Source organism: Enterobacter sp. SGAir0187, from assembly GCF_002952735.2.
Taxonomy (GTDB): domain Bacteria; phylum Pseudomonadota; class Gammaproteobacteria; order Enterobacterales; family Enterobacteriaceae; genus Enterobacter; species Enterobacter quasiroggenkampii.
Map to the genome: position 1 here is coordinate 886,087 of NZ_CP025034.2, position 18,514 is coordinate 904,600.

The 18,514-nt window shown below is 54.0% G+C and carries 19 protein-coding genes and 2 tRNA genes; 12 read left to right on the plus strand and 9 right to left on the minus strand.

All coding sequences use genetic code 11. The features are described from left to right. Positions 1-51: 51 nt before the first annotated feature. Positions 52-139 (minus strand) — tRNA-Ser (locus CWR52_RS04355). 278 nt (positions 140-417) lie between these two features. On the opposite strand from CWR52_RS04355, the gene CWR52_RS04360 reads away from it, so the two are divergent. The 5 genes from CWR52_RS04360 to CWR52_RS04380 all read left to right on the plus strand — a co-directional run bounded on the left by CWR52_RS04360 (position 418) and on the right by CWR52_RS04380 (position 5,459). Further along, positions 418-1,554 carry a D-alanyl-lipoteichoic acid biosynthesis protein DltD gene (locus CWR52_RS04360; RefSeq protein ID WP_104948942.1) on the plus strand — a complete coding sequence of 379 codons (1,137 nt, stop codon included), beginning with the start codon at positions 418-420 and terminating at the stop codon, positions 1,552-1,554. A 128-nt stretch (positions 1,555-1,682) separates the two neighbouring features. Continuing rightward, positions 1,683-2,801: an MBOAT family O-acyltransferase gene (locus tag CWR52_RS04365; protein ID WP_104948943.1), complete on the plus strand. Its 1,119-nt coding sequence runs from the start codon at positions 1,683-1,685 to the stop codon at positions 2,799-2,801. Beyond that, positions 2,798-4,231 carry an AMP-binding protein gene (locus tag CWR52_RS04370; protein WP_104948944.1) on the plus strand — a complete coding sequence of 478 codons (1,434 nt, stop codon included), beginning with the start codon at positions 2,798-2,800 and terminating at the stop codon, positions 4,229-4,231. Before CWR52_RS04365 ends, CWR52_RS04370 begins: the two co-directional genes overlap by 4 nt. Positions 4,232-4,248: 17 nt before the next feature. Further along, positions 4,249-4,467, plus strand: coding sequence for an acyl carrier protein (locus tag CWR52_RS04375; RefSeq protein ID WP_047061519.1), 219 nt, complete (start codon positions 4,249-4,251; stop codon positions 4,465-4,467). Positions 4,468-4,622: 155 nt separating this feature from the next. Continuing rightward, positions 4,623-5,459 (plus strand): alpha/beta fold hydrolase, encoded by an 837-nt coding sequence (locus CWR52_RS04380; protein ID WP_104948945.1) that lies wholly within the window; start codon positions 4,623-4,625, stop codon positions 5,457-5,459. A 106-nt stretch (positions 5,460-5,565) separates the two neighbouring features. Here CWR52_RS04380 and CWR52_RS04385 read toward each other — a convergent pair whose 3' ends face one another. From CWR52_RS04385 to CWR52_RS04400, 4 genes are all read right to left on the minus strand, one after another. Then, positions 5,566-6,273: an SAM-dependent methyltransferase gene (locus tag CWR52_RS04385; protein ID WP_104948946.1), complete on the minus strand. Its 708-nt coding sequence runs from the start codon at positions 6,271-6,273 to the stop codon at positions 5,566-5,568. Positions 6,274-6,282: 9 nt separating this feature from the next. After that, positions 6,283-6,540 carry a YjhX family toxin gene (locus CWR52_RS04390; protein WP_008499869.1) on the minus strand — a complete coding sequence of 86 codons (258 nt, stop codon included), beginning with the start codon at positions 6,538-6,540 and terminating at the stop codon, positions 6,283-6,285. Between the two features lie 290 nt (positions 6,541-6,830). After that, a tRNA-Ser gene (locus CWR52_RS04395) sits at positions 6,831-6,918 on the minus strand. Positions 6,919-7,048: 130 nt separating this feature from the next. Then, positions 7,049-8,677, minus strand: coding sequence for an ABC transporter substrate-binding protein (locus tag CWR52_RS04400; protein WP_104948947.1), 1,629 nt, complete (start codon positions 8,675-8,677; stop codon positions 7,049-7,051). A gap of 270 nt (positions 8,678-8,947) precedes the next feature. On the opposite strand from CWR52_RS04400, the gene yccA reads away from it, so the two are divergent. Beyond that, positions 8,948-9,607: an FtsH protease modulator YccA gene (yccA, locus tag CWR52_RS04410; RefSeq protein ID WP_021240844.1), complete on the plus strand. Its 660-nt coding sequence runs from the start codon at positions 8,948-8,950 to the stop codon at positions 9,605-9,607. Positions 9,608-9,661: 54 nt separating this feature from the next. Here yccA and CWR52_RS04415 read toward each other — a convergent pair whose 3' ends face one another. Further along, complete coding sequence (locus CWR52_RS04415) at positions 9,662-10,138, minus strand: hypothetical protein (protein WP_104948948.1); 477 nt, start codon at positions 10,136-10,138, stop codon at positions 9,662-9,664. Then, on the minus strand, positions 10,135-10,890 hold the full coding sequence (locus tag CWR52_RS04420) for a winged helix-turn-helix domain-containing protein (RefSeq protein ID WP_104948949.1): 756 nt from the start codon (positions 10,888-10,890) through the stop codon (positions 10,135-10,137). Before CWR52_RS04420 ends, CWR52_RS04415 begins: the two co-directional genes overlap by 4 nt. A gap of 327 nt (positions 10,891-11,217) precedes the next feature. Between CWR52_RS04420 and CWR52_RS04425 the strand changes: the two genes are divergently transcribed. The 6 genes from CWR52_RS04425 (at position 11,218) to tusE (ending at position 17,434) form a co-directional block, all read left to right on the plus strand. Next, positions 11,218-11,943, plus strand: coding sequence for a fimbrial protein (locus CWR52_RS04425; RefSeq protein WP_252152183.1), 726 nt, complete (start codon positions 11,218-11,220; stop codon positions 11,941-11,943). Positions 11,944-12,018: 75 nt separating this feature from the next. Next, positions 12,019-12,525, plus strand: coding sequence for a CS1 type fimbrial major subunit (locus CWR52_RS04430; RefSeq protein ID WP_021240847.1), 507 nt, complete (start codon positions 12,019-12,021; stop codon positions 12,523-12,525). Positions 12,526-12,597: 72 nt separating this feature from the next. Continuing rightward, the gene (locus CWR52_RS04435; protein WP_104948951.1) at positions 12,598-15,315 is read left to right on the plus strand and encodes a TcfC E-set like domain-containing protein; all 2,718 of its coding nucleotides are present in this window, start codon (positions 12,598-12,600) and stop codon (positions 15,313-15,315) included. A gap of 1 nt (position 15,316) precedes the next feature. Beyond that, positions 15,317-16,474 (plus strand): CfaE/CblD family pilus tip adhesin, encoded by a 1,158-nt coding sequence (locus tag CWR52_RS04440; RefSeq protein WP_104948952.1) that lies wholly within the window; start codon positions 15,317-15,319, stop codon positions 16,472-16,474. A gap of 10 nt (positions 16,475-16,484) precedes the next feature. Then, positions 16,485-17,036: a LuxR C-terminal-related transcriptional regulator gene (locus CWR52_RS04445; RefSeq protein WP_104948953.1), complete on the plus strand. Its 552-nt coding sequence runs from the start codon at positions 16,485-16,487 to the stop codon at positions 17,034-17,036. A 68-nt stretch (positions 17,037-17,104) separates the two neighbouring features. Further along, complete coding sequence (gene tusE, locus CWR52_RS04450) at positions 17,105-17,434, plus strand: sulfurtransferase TusE (RefSeq protein WP_008499913.1); 330 nt, start codon at positions 17,105-17,107, stop codon at positions 17,432-17,434. Here tusE and yccX read toward each other — a convergent pair. Together yccX and CWR52_RS04460 are read right to left on the minus strand one after the other, a co-directional pair. Beyond that, the gene (gene yccX / locus CWR52_RS04455; protein ID WP_023617863.1) at positions 17,431-17,712 is read right to left on the minus strand and encodes an acylphosphatase; all 282 of its coding nucleotides are present in this window, start codon (positions 17,710-17,712) and stop codon (positions 17,431-17,433) included. The genes tusE and yccX overlap by 4 nt on opposite strands. A gap of 11 nt (positions 17,713-17,723) precedes the next feature. Beyond that, positions 17,724-18,512, minus strand: a complete 789-nt coding sequence (locus tag CWR52_RS04460; RefSeq protein WP_104948954.1) for a helix-turn-helix transcriptional regulator — start codon at positions 18,510-18,512, stop codon at positions 17,724-17,726. Between the last annotated feature and the right edge of the window lie 2 nt (positions 18,513-18,514).

Here is an 18,514-nt window from a genome sequence, read left to right on the forward strand (position 1 = left end):
CGGTTTAATAAACAAAAAACCCAGGTCGCATAACGACCTGGGTTTCGAATTTGGCGGAAGCGTAGAGATTCGAACTCTAGAACCCTTTCGGGTCGCCGGTTTTCAAGACCGGTGCCTTCAACCGCTCGGCCACGCTTCCAAAGTGAGGCGCACTATAAACATCTATTAGCGCCTTGTAAAGCAGGAATTTTTCTATTTTTCCCCACACGCGTTTGACTGCGCAAAAAGTCACCCGCACGCTGACCTCACGTCACTCTCCACGACCTTGTACATACCGTAACATAGCAACGCTCATCCTTTTAAATCGCTCTGGTATAGAATGCCACAAAAATAGACGGTCATTTGTAGTGTAATTGTTATAAATCTGAATTCCCGCAGATTTTAGACATTACTGCCATGCAGTGTTACGGGTTGATGATGAAAATCAAGAATACGCTTTGCTTACATATCCTGATGGCAACCCTGGCCATTTTGTTCCTTTGTATTCACCCGCTGGTGACGAGCTTCGATCCACCGCTCGCCTTCCAGCCGCTGATTAAATCAATGGCGGGGACGCCTAAAGAACAAGCGGAAAAAATTGCCACTATTTCTCATGCCTTAGAAGGGAATGCGATATTCTTCATTGGTGCGTCTGAGGTGGCGACCTCAGAAGATGAACATTACGCTGTCTATAATTATTTCAATAAGCAATTACACAAACCCGTCGTGGCGTATGGCGATGCGTTTGTCGATGACGAAACGCAGTTTTTACTGTTCTCACGTTTTAAAAATAGCCTTAACGCCAACAGTAAAGTTGTTTTGCTGCTGGCACCTGACAGCTTTTACTCAAAAGGTCTGCCACCTGCTATCTACGCCGATAATTTCCCGGGTTCTGTTTTTAATCCTTTGATGAAGGATCCGCAGGCACGCCCAATATTAGTCAATTATTTAAAACATATTGATAGTAAAGAAATAAGCCATTTAACCTTTGGTCAAATGCGTGTCTTTGGCTGGCACCCCGATCTGATATGGGACGAGGTGAGTTTCCAGTTTGCCAACGTCTGCACCATGATAAAAAACGACTGGCTGGCGCTGCTCAACGTCACGCCCCGGACGGTACAGCCGTGGCCGCCGCAGCCACCCCCCCATATTGCCCCAGACTGGGATAAAGAGCTGGCGAATGCCCGCGAGTTAAATAAAAAACGCCAGCAGAGCGCGGCCACCCTGTGGATGGACAAAACGATTTACGAGGAGGACGGTACGCGACAGCAGTGGGATGACACGCCGGTCGTACCTGCGCAAATCGCCGCGTTCAGAAAAACCGTCCAACTGCTGAAAGACCGTCACGTGCAGGTGATTGCTATCGTCGACCCGGTTAACCCCTGGGCGCTTTACAATACTGATACCTTCCGCCCGGTTGATAAGCAAATTCAAACCATTCTGGAAGCGAACCAGATCCCCTATTTAGATATGTACGCCATGCCTTATCAGAATGGCTGGAACTGGGATCGTTTGCATCCTTCCGAGCTGGCCTGGGTTCCTATGATTCGCTTTATTGCACAGAGCTTTAAATAATGAAAATCGCGATCCGTCTTTTTTTCCTTTATCTCCTGCTGGCGATCACCATCGTCGCGTGGACCTCTGTCGATGACAGCATGAGTATGCAGCTGCATTTTGAATATCAAAAGTTCTGAGGCCGAATGATGTATAGCTCAGGCATGTTTTTTGTCTATTTATTTTCATCCGCCCTGGCGTTTGCGCTGGTCAATCGCGTATTACGTCATCGCCTGACGTATTTATCGGCGTTATCCGTCCTCGCTGCATTAGGCTGGGGCTATATTTTTCAGGGTGATTACCGTGTTCCCGCGGTCGTTTTTATCAGTTTTTACCTTGTCGCCACGTTAAAAGAAAAAGGATGGTTAAAAACCTGGCAGGCGATTGTGTTAACGCTGCTGCCTTTATTTTTGGTGAAATTGCACCTTAATCATCATCTCGGCATGATCGGCCTCTCTTTTATGACGTTCCGCGCGGTGGACGTGCTGCTCTATCGCAGTAAAAAAGAAGGGCAGAATTTCCTGCATTATTTCTGCTATCTGTTTATGCCCTTTATTATTCTGGCGGGCCCAATGTATCGCTGGCGGACATGGATGAGCGACGTCAGTAAGCCCGTCTTTGCCCTTAACCGCGAACAGTTTTTAGTGACGCTGGAGCAAATCATTACCGGCATTGTCCAGAAGTTCCTGTTTGCCATGCTGGTGGATTCACTTGTCGTGCAGCCCTGGAGCCATAAGCCGTTTACGCTGACCGTGGGCGTGGTGATGTCGATTGCCTATAGCGCCTACCTCTACTTTGATTTTGCGGGCTACAGCAATATGGCCATCGGTGCGGGCCGCCTGTTTGGGTTGAATATTCCGGCAAACTTCAATATGCCGCTTCTGGCAAAGAATCCGCAGGATTTCTGGCGCCGCTTCCACATTAGCCTGTCTGAATGGCTGCGCGATGTGGTCTTTATGCCCGTTTATATGAACCTGATGAAGTTCAACTTTTTCCGTCAGAACAAAACGCTGGCGCAAAATATCGGTATTTTTTGCACCCTGTTTTGCATGGGGGCATGGAATGGCCTGGAACGCCATTACGTCATCAGCGGCGCGCTGTTTGGCGCCATTTCTGTCGCTCACAACATGCTGCTGTGGTCAGCCAAACGCAGCCCCGCGTTACACCGCGGGTTGCAGTATCCGGCTGTTGCGTTTTTGGGACGCATTCTGACGCTGGGAAGCGCCGCGGGCTCCCTTTACATCTTTAGTGGAATGTCACCTCTATGAAAAATCACTCCGATCTTCAGGAACTGCAGGATTTCTTGCGTGCGGCATTATACGATCCCGCCTCCCCGCAACAGTTGGCCATCAGCGGCAGCGACGAAGCCTTAAGCTGGCTGCAGCTTTCCGCTGCCGTGACGGACTGGGCTCAGCGCTATGAGCGTAGCCAGCCTGTTGCCGGTACGCCGGTCGTCTTGTACGGACACCAGCAGGCCGAGTTCGCCGTGGCGATTTATAGCTGCCTGCTGCACAACATTCCGTACATTCCGGTGGACTGCATTTACCCGCAGGAGCGCCTGCGGGAGATCTGCCATCTGGCCAGCGCCCCTTACTATTACGACGTCGCGACCCGGCAGTTCATCGCCACGGGTGAACCGGGCAAGGTGCTGGAGGAGCAGGATCTGGCCTATATCATGTTTACCTCAGGCAGCACCGGCAAGCCTAAAGGGGTGCAGATTGGGCGTGAAAGCGTGTGGCACTTCATGAAATGGGTCAGCCAGGACTTTTCGCTGCCGGAAAAACCGGTCCTGATGAACCACGCGGTGTTCAGTTTTGACCTTTCCCTGATCCCTTTGCTGGCGAATCTGGCGATGGGTGGACACATCGTGCTGAACGCCAAAGACGATATTCAGAAAGAGAACTGGCTGGAGCGACTGAAAAGCAACGCCGTCTCCGCCTGGGTTTCCACCCCCTCTTTTGCGTATCAGCAGCTACTTTCCCCGCAGTTCAACAGCGAGTATTTGCCTGCGCTGAGCGTCTTTATCTTCATTGGTGAAGTGTTGAATAAAGCGCTGGTCAAACAACTGCGCCGCCGTTTCCCGCAGGCCAAAATTATTAACTCCTATGGCCCAACGGAGGCGACCATCGCAACAACCGTCGTCGAGATCACGGATGCGATCCTCAACAGCGACAGCGCCGTGCTGCCGGTGGGGGTCATGATGCCTGAGAGCAGAATAGAAATTTCCGCGGAAGGCGAGCTGATCATCTGGGGAAAAAACGTTATGCGCGGCTACCTCGGCCTGCCGCAGGAGAACGCGGCGAAATTACTTCATCGGGAAAACGAGGCATTTCGCGGCTACCGGACCGGCGATCTGGGTTATGAAGCGGAGCTCATCTACTGTCAGGGCCGCAACGACAGCCAGGTCAAACTGAATGGCTACCGTATTGAAATTAACGAGATCGAAAACCGCCTGCTGGCGATGTCCGGCATTAACGAAGCGGTGGTTCTGCCGCTGATGAAATCCTGCGGCAGCGTGCTGCGCATTGCCGCGTTCTGCGTGACGGAACTGGCGCCGGATACCATCAAAACCTCGCTCTCGAAGGTAGTCCCCCACTATATGGTGCCTTCACAAATTATCGTAAAAGACGCTTTGCCGCTGAATCCTAACGGCAAAATTGACCGCAAGCTGCTGGACGCTTACGCCCGCACAAATTAATGACCCCAGGAAAAATTATGGAACAAGAAATTCTCGCCCTGTTCGAAAAAGTGTTATCCCGCAAGGTGGGCTTTCACGATGAACTGATTGAATCCGACATTCTCGACTCCATCCTGGCGGTCGATATGGTCCTGGAAGTGCAGGACATTTACGGCTGCATGATCCCGCCGACAGACGTGGCGACGGTGCTGAAAACCCCGGCGGATCTGGCCCGCTATATTGAAGAAAACCGCTAAACGCCCCTGCTGTTAATCCTGTCCTGAAGGCTCTGGCGCATCGCGCCAGAGCCCAGACGCAAAATGAATATCCATCACCGGAATTAAACCAACCGCTTTTGTGATTTCTCCTACACTTTAGGGGTCGTGTTGTTCTTAACAGAGGAGTCTGCGGTATGGCATTCGTTACCACGAAAGACGGCGTCAATATTTACTACAAAGACTGGGGCCCAAAAGAGGCCCAGCCCATTGTCTTCCACCACGGCTGGCCGTTGAGTGCCGATGACTGGGATAACCAGATGCTCTTCTTCCTGGCAGAAGGCTATCGCGTTATCGCTATCGATCGCCGCGGACATGGACGATCGGACCAGGTGAGTGAGGGCCACGATATGGATCATTATGCGGCCGATGCGTCAGCCGTGGTTGAAAGCCTGGATCTGCACAATGCCGTGCACGTCGGTCACTCCACCGGCGGCGGCCAGGTCGCCCGCTATGTTGCGCGGTATGGCCAACCGCAGGGGCGCGTCGCCAAAGCGGTGCTCGTCAGCGCCGTCCCGCCTCTGATGGTCAAAACGGAGACGAATCCCGGCGGAACGCCCATCGAGGTCTTCGACGGCTTCCGCAAAGCGCTGGCGGCTAACCGCGCCCAGTTTTATCTCGACGTTGCCAGCGGTCCTTTCTACGGTTTTAATCGCGATGGCGCCGAGGTTTCGCAGGGTACGATCCAGAACTGGTGGCGACAGGGTATGATCGGCAGCGCCAAAGCCCACTATGAGGGGATTAAGGCGTTTTCAGAGACCGACCAGACGGAAGATTTGAAAACCATCACGGTTCCCGTTCTGGTGTTGCAGGGCGATGACGATCAGGTTGTACCGTATAAAAATGCCGCCCTTCTCCAGGACAAGCTGCTGGCGAACAGCGTGCTGATAATTTATCCGGGCTTCCCGCACGGGATGCATACCACCCATGCGGATACTATCAACGCGGATATTCTGGCTTTTATTCGCTCATAACGCCGCGTTTCTTGCCGGGTGGCGCTGCGCTTTCCCGGCCTACATTCCGCCACGATATTCCATTCAATACATGAACGCCACCCGAGGGTGGCGTTGTTTATTCCGCTTAGCGCTTCTGCGCAACCAGTTGGATCATATTGAAATACGCTCCGGCCCCCGCGTCCATAATGGGCACCATCATCTCCTGAGCGATCTCGCATTGCATAAACTCATCCCACGCCTGCTGACAGGTATCCATCTCCCGTACGGCGATCAGCGCCGCACCGGGCTCTTTTTCCCACAGCGCTTTCCACCAGGAGAGCGGATAGAAATACCACTCAGGGGTCCAGAAAGGTTTAACCACCTCCGGGAGATGCGTTTCGTTGTACTCCCCGATAAACCCGGGAACGGCAACCGCAATGTGCCCGCCGGGTTTGATGAAGGGTAGCAGCGTACCCAGCATGGCGTCATTGTTGCCAAAGTATTGATATGCATCCACGCTGACGACCAGGTCAAAATAATCATGCGCGAACGGGATCGCTTTTGTAGCATCAACCCGCAGCGGAAAGATTTTTCCGTCCAGATCCCGTTCGCTGAAACGCGCTGCATTTTCTCCCGGCGTAATCCACAGATCGGCGGCAAAAACCGTGGCGTCATATTTCTCGGCGAGCAGGATAGAAGAGATCCCTTTCCCGCAGCCGAGATCGAGAATGCGCATCCCTGGAGCGATATGCAGTTGAGCAACCAGCTCCTCGGTAAGCCGCATGGCGTTTGGGCCCATCATGGTGTCGAGCAAAAAAGCGCGGTCATAGCTATCTGTATAGGGTGTATTCATCACTGCTCCTTAGCGATTATCCAGCTGGGCGCGAACGTTGTTCAGCCCGGTGGTGTTGATGCGGTAAGGCTGCCCGTTCACGGATCGGATCAGCTTTTTGGCGCGGAGTTTTTTGAAGACGTTCAGCGTGCAGTCACTCAGCACCAGCCCTTCACGGGTGTAGCACTCAACGGACGTGACGCGGCCAGAACTGTCGCGGACGTGCACAATACGCCCACCTTTGGCGAGAACGTGTAAGGTACGTTGTTCCTGACGGGATAAATTCATACTGGAAAACCTGTGTAATCATCATGCGTAAAAACGAGCCCACACCCGCAGGTGCGTGCGTAAGGTTTAAGCGCAGCGATAACCAGTCCGTCCTGAAAAGAGCGGGAAGCTGATTATCTGATGAAAACATTCTCCAGCATCAAAGCCTCGGTAAGCGATGAAAAGGTATTTACGGGGTGAATGATAACGCCTGTTTTTTACAGGGAAATATCGAAACCTGAAAAGTGTGACCTGAATCATTCAAACCAAAAGAAAAACCCCAGGTTAACAAGTAACCTGGGGTTTATATCTGGCGGAAGCGCAGAGATTCGAACTCTGGAACCCTTTCGGGTCGCCGGTTTTCAAGACCGGTGCCTTCAACCGCTCGGCCACACTTCCTGAGTGAGGCGAACTATAAACACCTCACCGCGTGCTGTAAAGAGTGCCAGCAATCGTTCGCTGTAAAAATAGTCAAAACGTGTTTAATCGGTTGAACTGACAACACATCGACGATTTTATCAGCACAGGCCTAGTGTTTTTTGATGAACATGTCTTTCGTGTAATAGTACCCGAGCTTATCGGGCGTAAATCCGCCCACCCACGGTTTAACCAGGTGCGTACGGACGTAGTGATACACCGGAATGGCGGGCACATCGCGCCCCAGCAGATCTTCCGCCTGCTGGTAGAACTTACCCCGCTCTTCCGTTGTTTTGGCTTTTGCGGCATTCACCAGCGCCTGGTCGTATTCCGGATTGCTGTACTGGCTGGTGTTTTCGCTGTCGCCGGTGCGGAAGGTGTTCAGGAAGGTCGCCGCGTCGTCGTAGTCGGCAATCCAGGCGTAACGCACCGCGTCAAAGTTGTGGGTGTGCATGGTATCCAGCATAGTTTTCCACTCCTGATTTTGCAGCTTCGCCTCCACGCCGAGGTTCTTTTTCCACATGGAGCTGGCCGCAATCGCGATACGCTGGTGCGATTCAGAGGTGTTATAGAGCAGGTTGAAGCTCAAAGGGTGGCTTTCGTTGTACCCGGCCTCGTTGAGCAGTTTTTTCGCCTCAGCGATGCGCTTGTCCTGCGGCCAGCTGGCGTAGTCCGGGTTCTGAAGCTTAACGCCGCCGATATCCGGCTGGCTGATGAGCCAAGCCGGGCGTTGCCCCTGCCCTAATACTTTTCCGGCAATGATGTCTTTATCGAGCGCCATGTTCAGCGCCTTGCGCACGCGGGCGTCGTTGAACGGCGGTCGGGTGGTATTGAATTCGTAGTAATAGGTAGCCAGCTGCGGGGAGACATCCAGCTGGCTGCCCAGGGTTTTCTTGAGCTGAGCGAACTGGTTGATCGGCACCGTGTAGACAATATCAATCTCACCCGCTTTATAGCGGTTCACATCCGCGGCCTCGGAGGTGATAGGCAGATACGTCACCTTGTTGATCACGGTATGGTCATTATCCCAGTAGCGCGGGTTGCGCTCCGCCACAATACGTTCGTTGACCACCCACTGGGACAGCTTATAGGCCCCACTGGTGACGATATGTTCAGGCTTGGTCCACTTGTCGCCAAAGCGGCCAATCAGCACTTTATCCACTGGCACCAGCGACGGGTGCGCCAGCATGGCGAGGAACGCCGCGTTAGGCTGCGTCAATGTCACTTCCAGCGTGGTGTCGTTAATGGCTTTCACGCCCAGCGTATCGGGGGCTTTTTTCCCCTGGGCGATATCCGCACCATTTACAATGTGCATGTTGCCTGGATAGCTGGCATACGGTGAAGCGGTTTTAGGATCAACCAGACGCTGCCAGCTCCAGACCACATCTTCCGCGGTAATGGCAGTGCCGTCGCTCCAGGTGATGCCCGGACGCAAATGGAACATCCAGACGGTGTTGTCCTTGTTCTCCCATTTTTCTGCCAGCCGTGGCTGAACTTCACCCGACGGGGAAACGCTGACCAGCCCATCGAATAAATCGCTGATAATATTGAATTCGACGTCGCTTTCGACTTTATGCGGGTCGAGCGAAGCGGGCTCATTACCGTTGTTCCTGACCAGTTCCTGCTTATCGGCCAGCTGCGTTCCTGCCGGCACGTTAGCCGCCCAGGCTGCCGTGCTGGCGCACAGGATCCCGGCGGTAAGTAAAGAGAGCGTAAAGCGCGTGCGTGTTTGTGGTTTCATTTCCTTCGCCTTATTGTCTGTTTTTGTGACGATCCGGAAATAACTCTTAGCGGCCTTATGGTAATAACGCAATAATTTTCAGTAACCTATAAGAGGTTGATCTGATTAATCGCGTCAAACCGCTGTTCATACTGGTGAAACGTATTTATGCAGAAGAAACAACCAGCTCCCGCGCTAACCTGCTGAGTAAAGATGGGTAAAACCACTTTGAGAGTGACGCGCCGTTTCCTATTCTTTCCGTTAATTACATCTGTCATAAGAGAGTGACTCATGGATCGTATAATTACTTCCTCACGCGACCGCACATCGCTACTCAGCACCCACAAGGTGCTGCGCAATACCTATTTCATGCTCAGCCTGACGCTGGCGTTTTCCGCGATCACCGCCACCGCCAGCACCGTGCTGATGCTGCCGTCTCCGGGGCTGATCCTGACCCTGGTGGGTATGTATGGCCTGATGTTCCTGACCTACAAAACCGCTGACAAACCGGTCGGTATTCTGTCCGCGTTTGCCTTCACCGGCTTCCTGGGCTACATCCTGGGGCCAATCCTGAACGCGTATCTGTCCGCCGGAATGGGCGATGTGATTGGTATGGCGCTGGGCGGCACCGCGCTGGTGTTCTTCTGCTGCTCGGCCTACGTGCTGACCACGCGTAAGGACATGTCCTTCCTCGGCGGTATGCTGATGGCGGGTGTTGTGGTAGTGCTGGTGGGTATGGTGGCCAACATCTTCCTGCAGCTGCCTGCCCTGCATCTGGCGATCAGCGCCGTGTTTATTCTGATCTCTTCCGGCGCGATCCTGTTTGAAACCAGCAACATCATTCGCGGCGGTGAAACGAACTATATTCGCGCCACCGTCAGCCTCTATGTGTCGCTGTACAACATCTTCGTCAGCCTGTTGAGCATCCTGGGCTTCGCCAGTAGGGATTAAGCACAACGGATACGAAAAAGGAGAATGCCTGTGGCATTCTCCTTTTTTTATGCCCTACTCACCCCGGCAAATATAGGTGGGATAGCGCCGGTCCTGAATCAGCCACACGGAAGGCGCGAGTTCAGAGATTGTAAGGTAGTAGCGAGCGGTCGGATTGGCGAAGCTACCCCACTGGGCATCAGGCGTATTGTCATTGTGCCGACGCCAGGTTTTGGTGTAGCTCAGTACGATGACGTTATCATCGTCACGCTGCTGCCAGGTAAAGTCCACATCCCTGTCAACGATCAAACATTGCCCACCCGCTCTTGCCGCGCCTTTGTAGGTGGTCAACCCGGTACCGTCCCGATGAAAATAGAACTGGGCAACGGTATTGATCTTCACTTCACTGGCTTTTCCCTCATTGCGCGTGAAATTAAATTCAGTGCTGCAGGCCAGCACATCCTTTTTACCCACGCTGCCGGAAAAGTAAAAAAATGCCAGCGAACAACCAACCAGGACACCGCCCACGCCAAAAAGAAGTTTTATTTTCATTTTTGTGCCCCGCTTTTGTAACGTATGGTTTTACACAGGCTGGTTTTGCTGACCGGACAGGCACCAATAAACACCTCATCTGCAGCGGAAATAGTAAAGCGGGCGCTGAAATAATAAATGTCGTACGCCTCACGTTCGCATGCTACGTTATTAGCCTCCAGCCGCTCCGCTAATTTCGATAGCACCAGCGGTCGTCCGTGATCGTTGACAATCCAGATGCTGCAACGCGCGATTTTTTCCTTAACCGGCTTAAGTTTCGCCGGAATGAAAATCCCCTGCAGTCGACTAAAGTAGAGACTCGTCCCCAGCGCAGCGACGATCAATACGGCCACAATCGCCCATTTTTTCATGGAGGCGCGTTGAGGCTTTACTTCTTGCGGTGCGAACGAGGGCTGCGGGTCGACAGATGGAATATTCTCTCCGGGCTGAAAAATCACATCGGCATCAAAACGAAATCCGTAACGGGGCACGGTCACGATAAAATCGTGCCCCTCTCCCAGAGACTGGAAGCTTTTACGTAATTCGCTAACCGCTTTATTGAGGTTATTGCCCGATGGCGTAAAGCCAAATTCTTCCCACACGCGAGTAATCAGTTCCTCCCGACTCAGGTCGCGTCCTCGGTGTTTTATAAATTCCTGCAAAAGCCGAACGGCTGGTGCCGAAAGCGTTAATACAGATTCCGGTTGTCCAACAAGACTTATTGCATGTGCTTCAGGATCGAATAACAACGAATTATTGCATATAAAAAACATCTTTTATTCTCGGCTGTTACCGCATGCTTTTTAATCCCTGGTACATCGACATGAAAACTCTCTCCTGACTTGCTTATTTTCTCATCAGAAGGAATTTTCTCCCCATCCCTGGTCGCGGTATTTTCGCTTAACTATACAACCTTAAAGCCAGAAAATCAGGATAAAAAACTGTATATAACGAGTTAATTAATACAAATTTTCACAAACCGCTGTTCTGGTTAAAGTTTCCCTGCCCTGAAGCGATACGAAAGCAGACGGTGTCCTGGTGTTAACGCGCCGCCTTTAAACTCAAAGCAGGCAGACTTGATTGTGAAACAGAAAAAAAGAGTGAGCGTCACAACCGCCCTATATGTCGCTGCGCTGTCATTGCCATTTTTCCCGGAAATGGCACTGGCCAATATGAGCGTGTACCCCATGGAACTGAATGTGGACAGGTCCGGTGTGGCGCAAATTAAGGTAGCGTCGAAAACCGATGATATTCAGTTCATTCGGGTGAGGCAAAAGAAAATTCTTAATCCCGGCACGGCCCAGGAAAAAGAGATTGATGTGGCGTCGTGGAAAGAAGGCGGCGTTGTTGTCACGCCGGAAAAATTTGCCCTCGCGGCAGGCGCAATGCGAGTCGTTCGTCTGGTATCGCTTACGCCACCGGAAAAAGAGACCACCTGGCGCGTCTATTTTGAAGGGGTCAAGCAGCCTGACAGCATTATTCCGGGCAAGGCAGAAAGCCCTGCAGCGACGGCAAGACTTGGCGTCAATGTAATCTGGGGCGCCCTGATCCATCTCGCACCGGAAAAAAGCGTGGTTTCGCTGTCGATTGACCCTCAGAGGGGAACGTTAAAAAACAACGGCACGTTGCGCGTGCCGCTCAGAGAGATCGGTATTTGTGATGCGGATTCGTCGTGCAGATGGATTAAAGAAGACGCGACGATTTATCCGGACACCGAACGGAAATTAAAAACGCTCACGAAGGCACAAGGCCAGAAATATAAATTCCGCTACTTCAACTGGCTGAATAAAACCGCTGAAGAAGCTGATTTACCCGTCGTGCAATAACACGACGTTACCGTAAAGACCCCAAAGGGTTTGTTTAAAGAGCCAGGGTGCTCATTTGTAAATATGGAGATATCAATGCGTAAGTATTTTAAACCTCTGATGATTGTTGCCGCGATGACCACATCCGTTAGCGCGCTGGCGATCCAAAAAGATATTACCGTCAACGCCAGCGTTGATTCACAGCTGGATATGACTCAGGCCGATAACACGCCACTGCCGGCAAGCATCGATATGCAGTACCTGCCTGGCCGTGGCCTGGAAAGCTACCGTCTGAATACCAAGGTGTGGTCTAACTCCGCGACCAGCAACGTAAAAGTCCGTCTGGTAAGCGCCGCGAAGCTGGCGAATGCCGACGGTGCTGAGACCATCCCTATGACGGTGAAACTGGGCGATAAAACCCTCTCTACCGCAGATGTTGAATACACCGGTACCGAACTGTTCCCGGGGAGCATTGAAAACGGTTCTGCGGTACTGCCGCTGACCATTTCCCAGACCACCAAAGGCATTCTGAAAACCGGTCAGTACAGCGGCGTTGTCAGCCTGATGCTGACGCAGGCGACGACCACGGAAGGCGGTGCGTAACACCACAGCACCTAAGGAATAACGTCAGAGGGTGCCCACCCTCTGACGTCAGGATGATGTCGAGGCTCGTTCATGGCGTTTCACAGAAATACTCTCCTCTTTGTTGCTTTGTTACCCGCTTCCATCCAACTCGCCTGCGCCGGGCTGGCAGTCCCGCCAGGTTTTGAAGATCTGGCAAAGACGCAGCGCGTGTGGATAGAGGTGAACCTCTATGGCGAATCGCTGGGCCTTTTTGAAACGGATATCACGCTTGAAACGGTGAGCTTTGTCGCACCTGAAACCGTGGTAGCGGCCATCAAACGCCGGTTTAATGACTACCCATCCCTCGTTGCCACCGTCTCTGACGCGCTGGCCGTTCCGCTTGCCCGTAACGGCAACCTGGCCTGCAGCAGCAACGGCTCCGCAACGGGCTGTGATTACATCAATACCGACCGCGCGGCCATTATTTATGACGAGAATAACGCCCGCATTAACCTGTTCCTGGACAAGAAATTTCTGCCTAAGCAGACGGCAGAGAATCAATGGTATCAGCCCACGCACGGCACCGAAAATGCGCTGATCCATCAGCAGAACATTAACTTCGTTGCCGACAGGGATTATCAGTCGGCAACCGTGCAGGGCAACGGCGCGCTGGCGCTCACCCAGGACGGCTATGTGAATCTCGACTGGACCTGGCTGGGGCAGCGTTCACGGCACCAGCAGCAGCAGGAGGTCACCGTCAACAACGCCTGGTTCCGCCAGGATATCCTGCGTCAGTACTATATCCAACTGGGCGAGATGGATACCCGCGATCTGTTCAGCAATGCCGGCGGGAATATCTCCCTCAGCCAGCTGCCGCTGGGCAAAATTCGCGGACTGCGCACGGGTTCAACACGGGCGTGGATGAACCCGGTTCAGCAGTCGAAGGGAACCCCTGTTACCGTGCTGCTTTCCCATGACGCGCGTATCGATGCCCGCCGGGGCAATCAGCTGCTGGCGAGCTTTTATCTGAATGCCGGGGCGCAAACCCTGGACACGCGTTCGTTCCCGGACGGGAGCTACACCGTGACGCTCTCCATCTATGAAAATAACCGGCTGACGCGCACCGAGCAGGTGCCGTTTACCCGAACCGGCATTACGCCATTCGACCGCATCGAGTGGTTCCTGCAGGCGGGCGAAACCGATAATAGCGATCAAAACGAAGAGCGCCGCGCGATTGCGCAGGCGGGCGTTCGTCTGCCCGTGACCCCGACGCTGGCACTGACCAGCGGGGCAACGTTCAAGAAAAACCAGCGTTTTCTGGAAAACGCGATCGACTGGAGCCGGGGCTTCAATGCGGGCCCGATCGATGGCGTGTTGAGTACCCGGTTTAGCTACCTATACGGCAGCGAAGGCCAGCGCGGCAATATTCAGCAAATCAGCTACAACGACGGTTTTTCTTTGAGCGTCTATCGCAACGCATTATCCGCTGAAAACTGCAACACCCAAAGCGCGGGATTTGACGCCGTGAATGGCTGTTATCGCACCCTCTCGGTGATGTTCTCCGTCCCGGTCGACGCCTGGTATGCAAGCCTGGGGTATTCGGATAACCGCAACGAAGGCCGGTACGTTTCACGCCGGGAGCTGCCGGACAATGACGATCGCCACGATGCGGGTCTGCCGTGGGAATCGGTCTATATGACCCGCTCGCGAACGCGGGCCTGGCAGGCTGGCCTGAGCAATGCCTTCAGCACCCATGGCCTGAACATTAACAGCAGCATTAACCTGTTCATGCGTAACGATGACGCCCGCGAAGGCAGGGATAAAGGCGGCTACCTGAACGTGAGCCTGTCCATGGCGCATAACCGTCAGGGTGATGCGTCAAGCTACACCTCTCTGGGCGCAACATGGCAGCACCAGCAGCGTGAAAAAAACCAGCTGAGCTACAGCGTGGCGCATAACTGGTACGCCGATGCACGCGGCGAAAATGAGTACGGTCTGAGCGCGTCGGGCATTAACAGCGACTCGCTGAATACCTCAGCCTATACGCGCCAGGGAGGACGATATGGCAACGGGAGTCTGACCGTCAGCGACGCCTGGGATCGGCAGGATCGTCGCCATACGCTGAGCAGCAGCGGCAATTACAGCTCGACGTTTGCACTGTCCCGCTCTGGCCTGTGGCTGGGCCGCTGGAGCGACGGTCGCCCTGCTTCCGCCGTCGCGGTGAACGTTGCCACACCGGAAGATACCCAGGCTCCGAGCATTGCCGTGTCGCTGGATAACAGCGGGAGCGCAGACATTCCGGGCAATAGCCGCGCGCTTTTCGCAGTGCCGGGGTATCAGCAGACAACGTTGACGGTTAACGAATCGCTGGACGTCTCCCGGGGGGCCAGCAGCGAGATCACGCAAGGTTCGGGCAGCAGAACGCTGTTTATGGTGCCAGGCAAACTGCTGCGCCGGGACGTGCAAACCACCGCAAGCTACACCTGGCTTGGCCAGTTAACCGACGAGCGTCATTCGCCGTTTATCGGTGGCGTGCCGCTGAACGTTAACGGCTGGAGCGATCTCGGCAACGGCGGATTCAGCGCCCAGAGCGATGCCCTGCTGCATAACCTCTACCTGGTGCGCCAGCAGCAGTTTTATCAGTGCGAACTCAACGTGAAAAGTATGCGCGACGTGGTGCGCTATGTCGGCTCAATTCCTTGCCGGGAATTAACCTTCTCCGCCCTGCCGGATGCCGTCCAGCAGCAGGCGCAGCTGATGCTTGCCGGACGATCGGTCCCAACCGGTCCAACTGCCATGAACACCGATAGCCTCACTAAAGGGAAATGATGTGATTAAGTGCCTCTTTATTTTACTGTTGTTAAGCCTGTGGACAGGCCAGACGCTGGCGGGCGCCCCTGCGGGACGAAACACCAGCGTTGGGATCAGCTTCGATCGCACGGCACCGCCCGCGCGTTTTGACATCTGGTTTCATGAATCGGGCGGCTTTGACGCCGCCGACCCGCAAAAGTGGGGACGTAATACCCTGACCTGTCAGTCCCGGACTGACGCCACGTACGGGGCCTGCATGACCGCCCCGGTCTGGTTCTCGGGTAACCCGGGCGCGCCTTATGCCATCAATTTAGCGTTTACCCATTCCCTTACCGGCAAGACGGTGAATATCAAGGTGTATGGCGATCACTACATGTTTATCAACAATAAAGTGTTCACCTTTGCCAGCTTTGTGACGGGAGGGACGACGGAAATTGCGAGCTGGAACAGAGAGCCCTACTTCGATTTCTATATCGTGAAAAGCGAACTGGATAAGCTCGCCCTGCCGGGGATCTGGACCGCCACGCTGAAGCAGAACCTGCGCCAGTGGGGAAGCGCCGACTGCGGCGGGAACTTCAATGACGTGAATGTCGGCTGTCCTGGTTATCTCACCATCGCCAAATGGCAGGCAAATATTCGCATTGAGGTGGTCGACCCGGGAAACCAGCAGATTTATCTGCCGGCCTTTCCGCACTCCACGCCCATCGTTAACCTCAACCTGACCAACTTCCCGGGGCGACCCGGGGGCAGCGAGATCCAGGGAGAAACCTCGCTCGATATGTGCCTGTACGACGGCAAAAACAGCACCAGCACCCGGGCCTATCTGCGCTTTGAGGATGACGGGCTTCCCTCAGCGGGACGTGCCGAAGGGGCGTTTTCCATCCGGCGACGCGGTGGCAGCCAGACCGATGCGCGAGATCGTCTCGACTATCAGGTCTCCGTCACCCATCCCGTCACAGGCGCAATGGAAATTGTCACGAATGGTAAAACCGTTGTCTGGCAAGGCACTAACGATCCGCAGTATCTGCGTCAGGTCGTGCTGCCCGGCGGACGTGAGAGCGTACTGTGCATTCCTGCGCCGATTATCCTGAAAACGCCTGCGTTTGCCGCCAGCAGCAAAAACGCGGGCGACTATACCGGCACGCTGCGCGTCATCTATACGCCCAGCACATTATAACGAGGTCACCGTGAGTTACGCCATTCTCGACAATAATCGATTTTACGCCGAAGGGTTGCGCTACGCGCTGCTGCGTCGGGGCATCCAGCCAGAGGTCATAAGCGATACCGTACAATGGCAGCCAACGCTGCTTACCCGCCGCGTGATTGTCGTCCGCTGCCGTTTTTCCGTGGCGGCGACGCATCAGGCGCTGATCAACATTTTGCTCAGGCTTGAAGCCGCCCGCTGGAAAGGCAGCCTTTATCTGGTCTGCAACGAAAAGGGGTGGGCGCTGGCGACGCATTTACGCAAGCGTTTCGGTACGCTAACGCTTTATATCATCGACGACAGGATCGCCGTTGCCGATGCGGCGTATTTGCTGGCAAAAGAGCCGCGCCGCGTTCGAAGCCTGGACTGCTGCCTGACCGTTCCTGAATTCAACGTGCTCGATCTGATGCTGACCGGGTTGCCGGTCCGCCACATTGCCATCGTGACGCACATGTCGGAGAAACAGATTTCAACCCATAAATGCAACGCGCTGAAGAAGCTCAATGCCAACAATCTGCTTCAACTGCTCCTGTAGGTCACGGTTTATCCTGAGCCCGCTTTTTTGCTACACTGTCGCCGATTTTTCACCTACGACAGAAGATTATGTTCATTTTTGCAGGCCAGGAAATTGAGACCGATAGCGAAGGCTATCTGAAAGATACGACGCTCTGGAGCGAACCGCTGGCGGAGAAAATTGCGGAAAACGAAGGGATTACCCTCTCCCCCGAACACTGGGAAGTGGTCCGTTTCGTGCGCGAATTCTACCTCGAATTCAACACCTCTCCGGCGATCCGCATGCTGGTCAAGGCGATGGCCAATAAGTTCGGTGAAGAGAAAGGCAACAGCCGCTATCTGTATCGTTTGTTCCCGAAAGGTCCGGCAAAACAGGCCACAAAAATTGCCGGCCTGCCAAAGCCGGTGAAGTGTATTTAATACCGAATACCGAAGTTTACGTATTCGCGCCCCGGTTGATGGGGTTCCGTTAAGACCTTATCAACCCTCGCGCTGCGCGGCCCACCCGCTTTCAGCCACGCCACCAGCTTGTCGACCTGCTCTGCTTCGCCGCAGGCGACCACCTCGACGCTGCCGTCATCCATGTTGCGCGCGTATCCCGTTAGCCCAAGCTGAACAGCCTCGCGCTGGGTGCTGTAGCGGAACCCCACGCCCTGAACAACGCCGTGAACCCAGGCAATAGTGCAGACTTTTGACATTCTTCTTCTCCTTAACGTAGCGTTTTCGGTAAACAGCCGTAGTGTTGCCGAAAACGGGCGGTGAAACGAGAGCTGGACAGATACCCACATTGTAATGCGATTTCGCCGATCGGTAATCGGGTTGACTGTAACTGTGACAGCGCAACGCCCATCCTCACCTCCTCCACAATCTGGCGAAAACTCTGTGACTCCTCGCGTAACCGCCTGCGCAGCGTCGGCACGCTTAATGCGAGACGGCTGGCGACATCCTGCGCGGTCCAGGCTCTGGCGGGCGACAGCATGATGAACTGTCGCACCTGCTCGGTCAGGTTATTGTTTCGCTCAATAAGCAGCGGACCTGCCACGCCGTCATGCAGCAATGCCAGCAACAGACCGAAGGCCTGATGTTTTTGCAACGCCTCCGGTAAATCCTGACGCACGGCGTGCAGCAGGTTATCCCACATAAACGCCAGCCCCTCGCTCAGCGGAGCACAGAGCGAATGTAACGTCGTGCGCGGCCAGGATTTCAGGTAATGGGTTTTAAACTCGGCAACGATTTCCGGCGATAACATCAGCAAGTCCGAGTGAAACAGGCCATTTGCAGGCTGATTGATGATTTCCATCACCGTATTGGCAGGAATAATGATGAGTTCATCCCGGGTTGCCACCAGGCGGTTATCGTCCTGCACAATCACCTTACTGCCGTGAGTGATATGGCAAATCGCCGGAAAAAAGAGCTTAACCTGGTGCAGGCGATGCATTTTGCTGGCACTCACTTCACCCGCCGTGAGATGTTTATGTCGAAAATGGAACTCCTGCACCC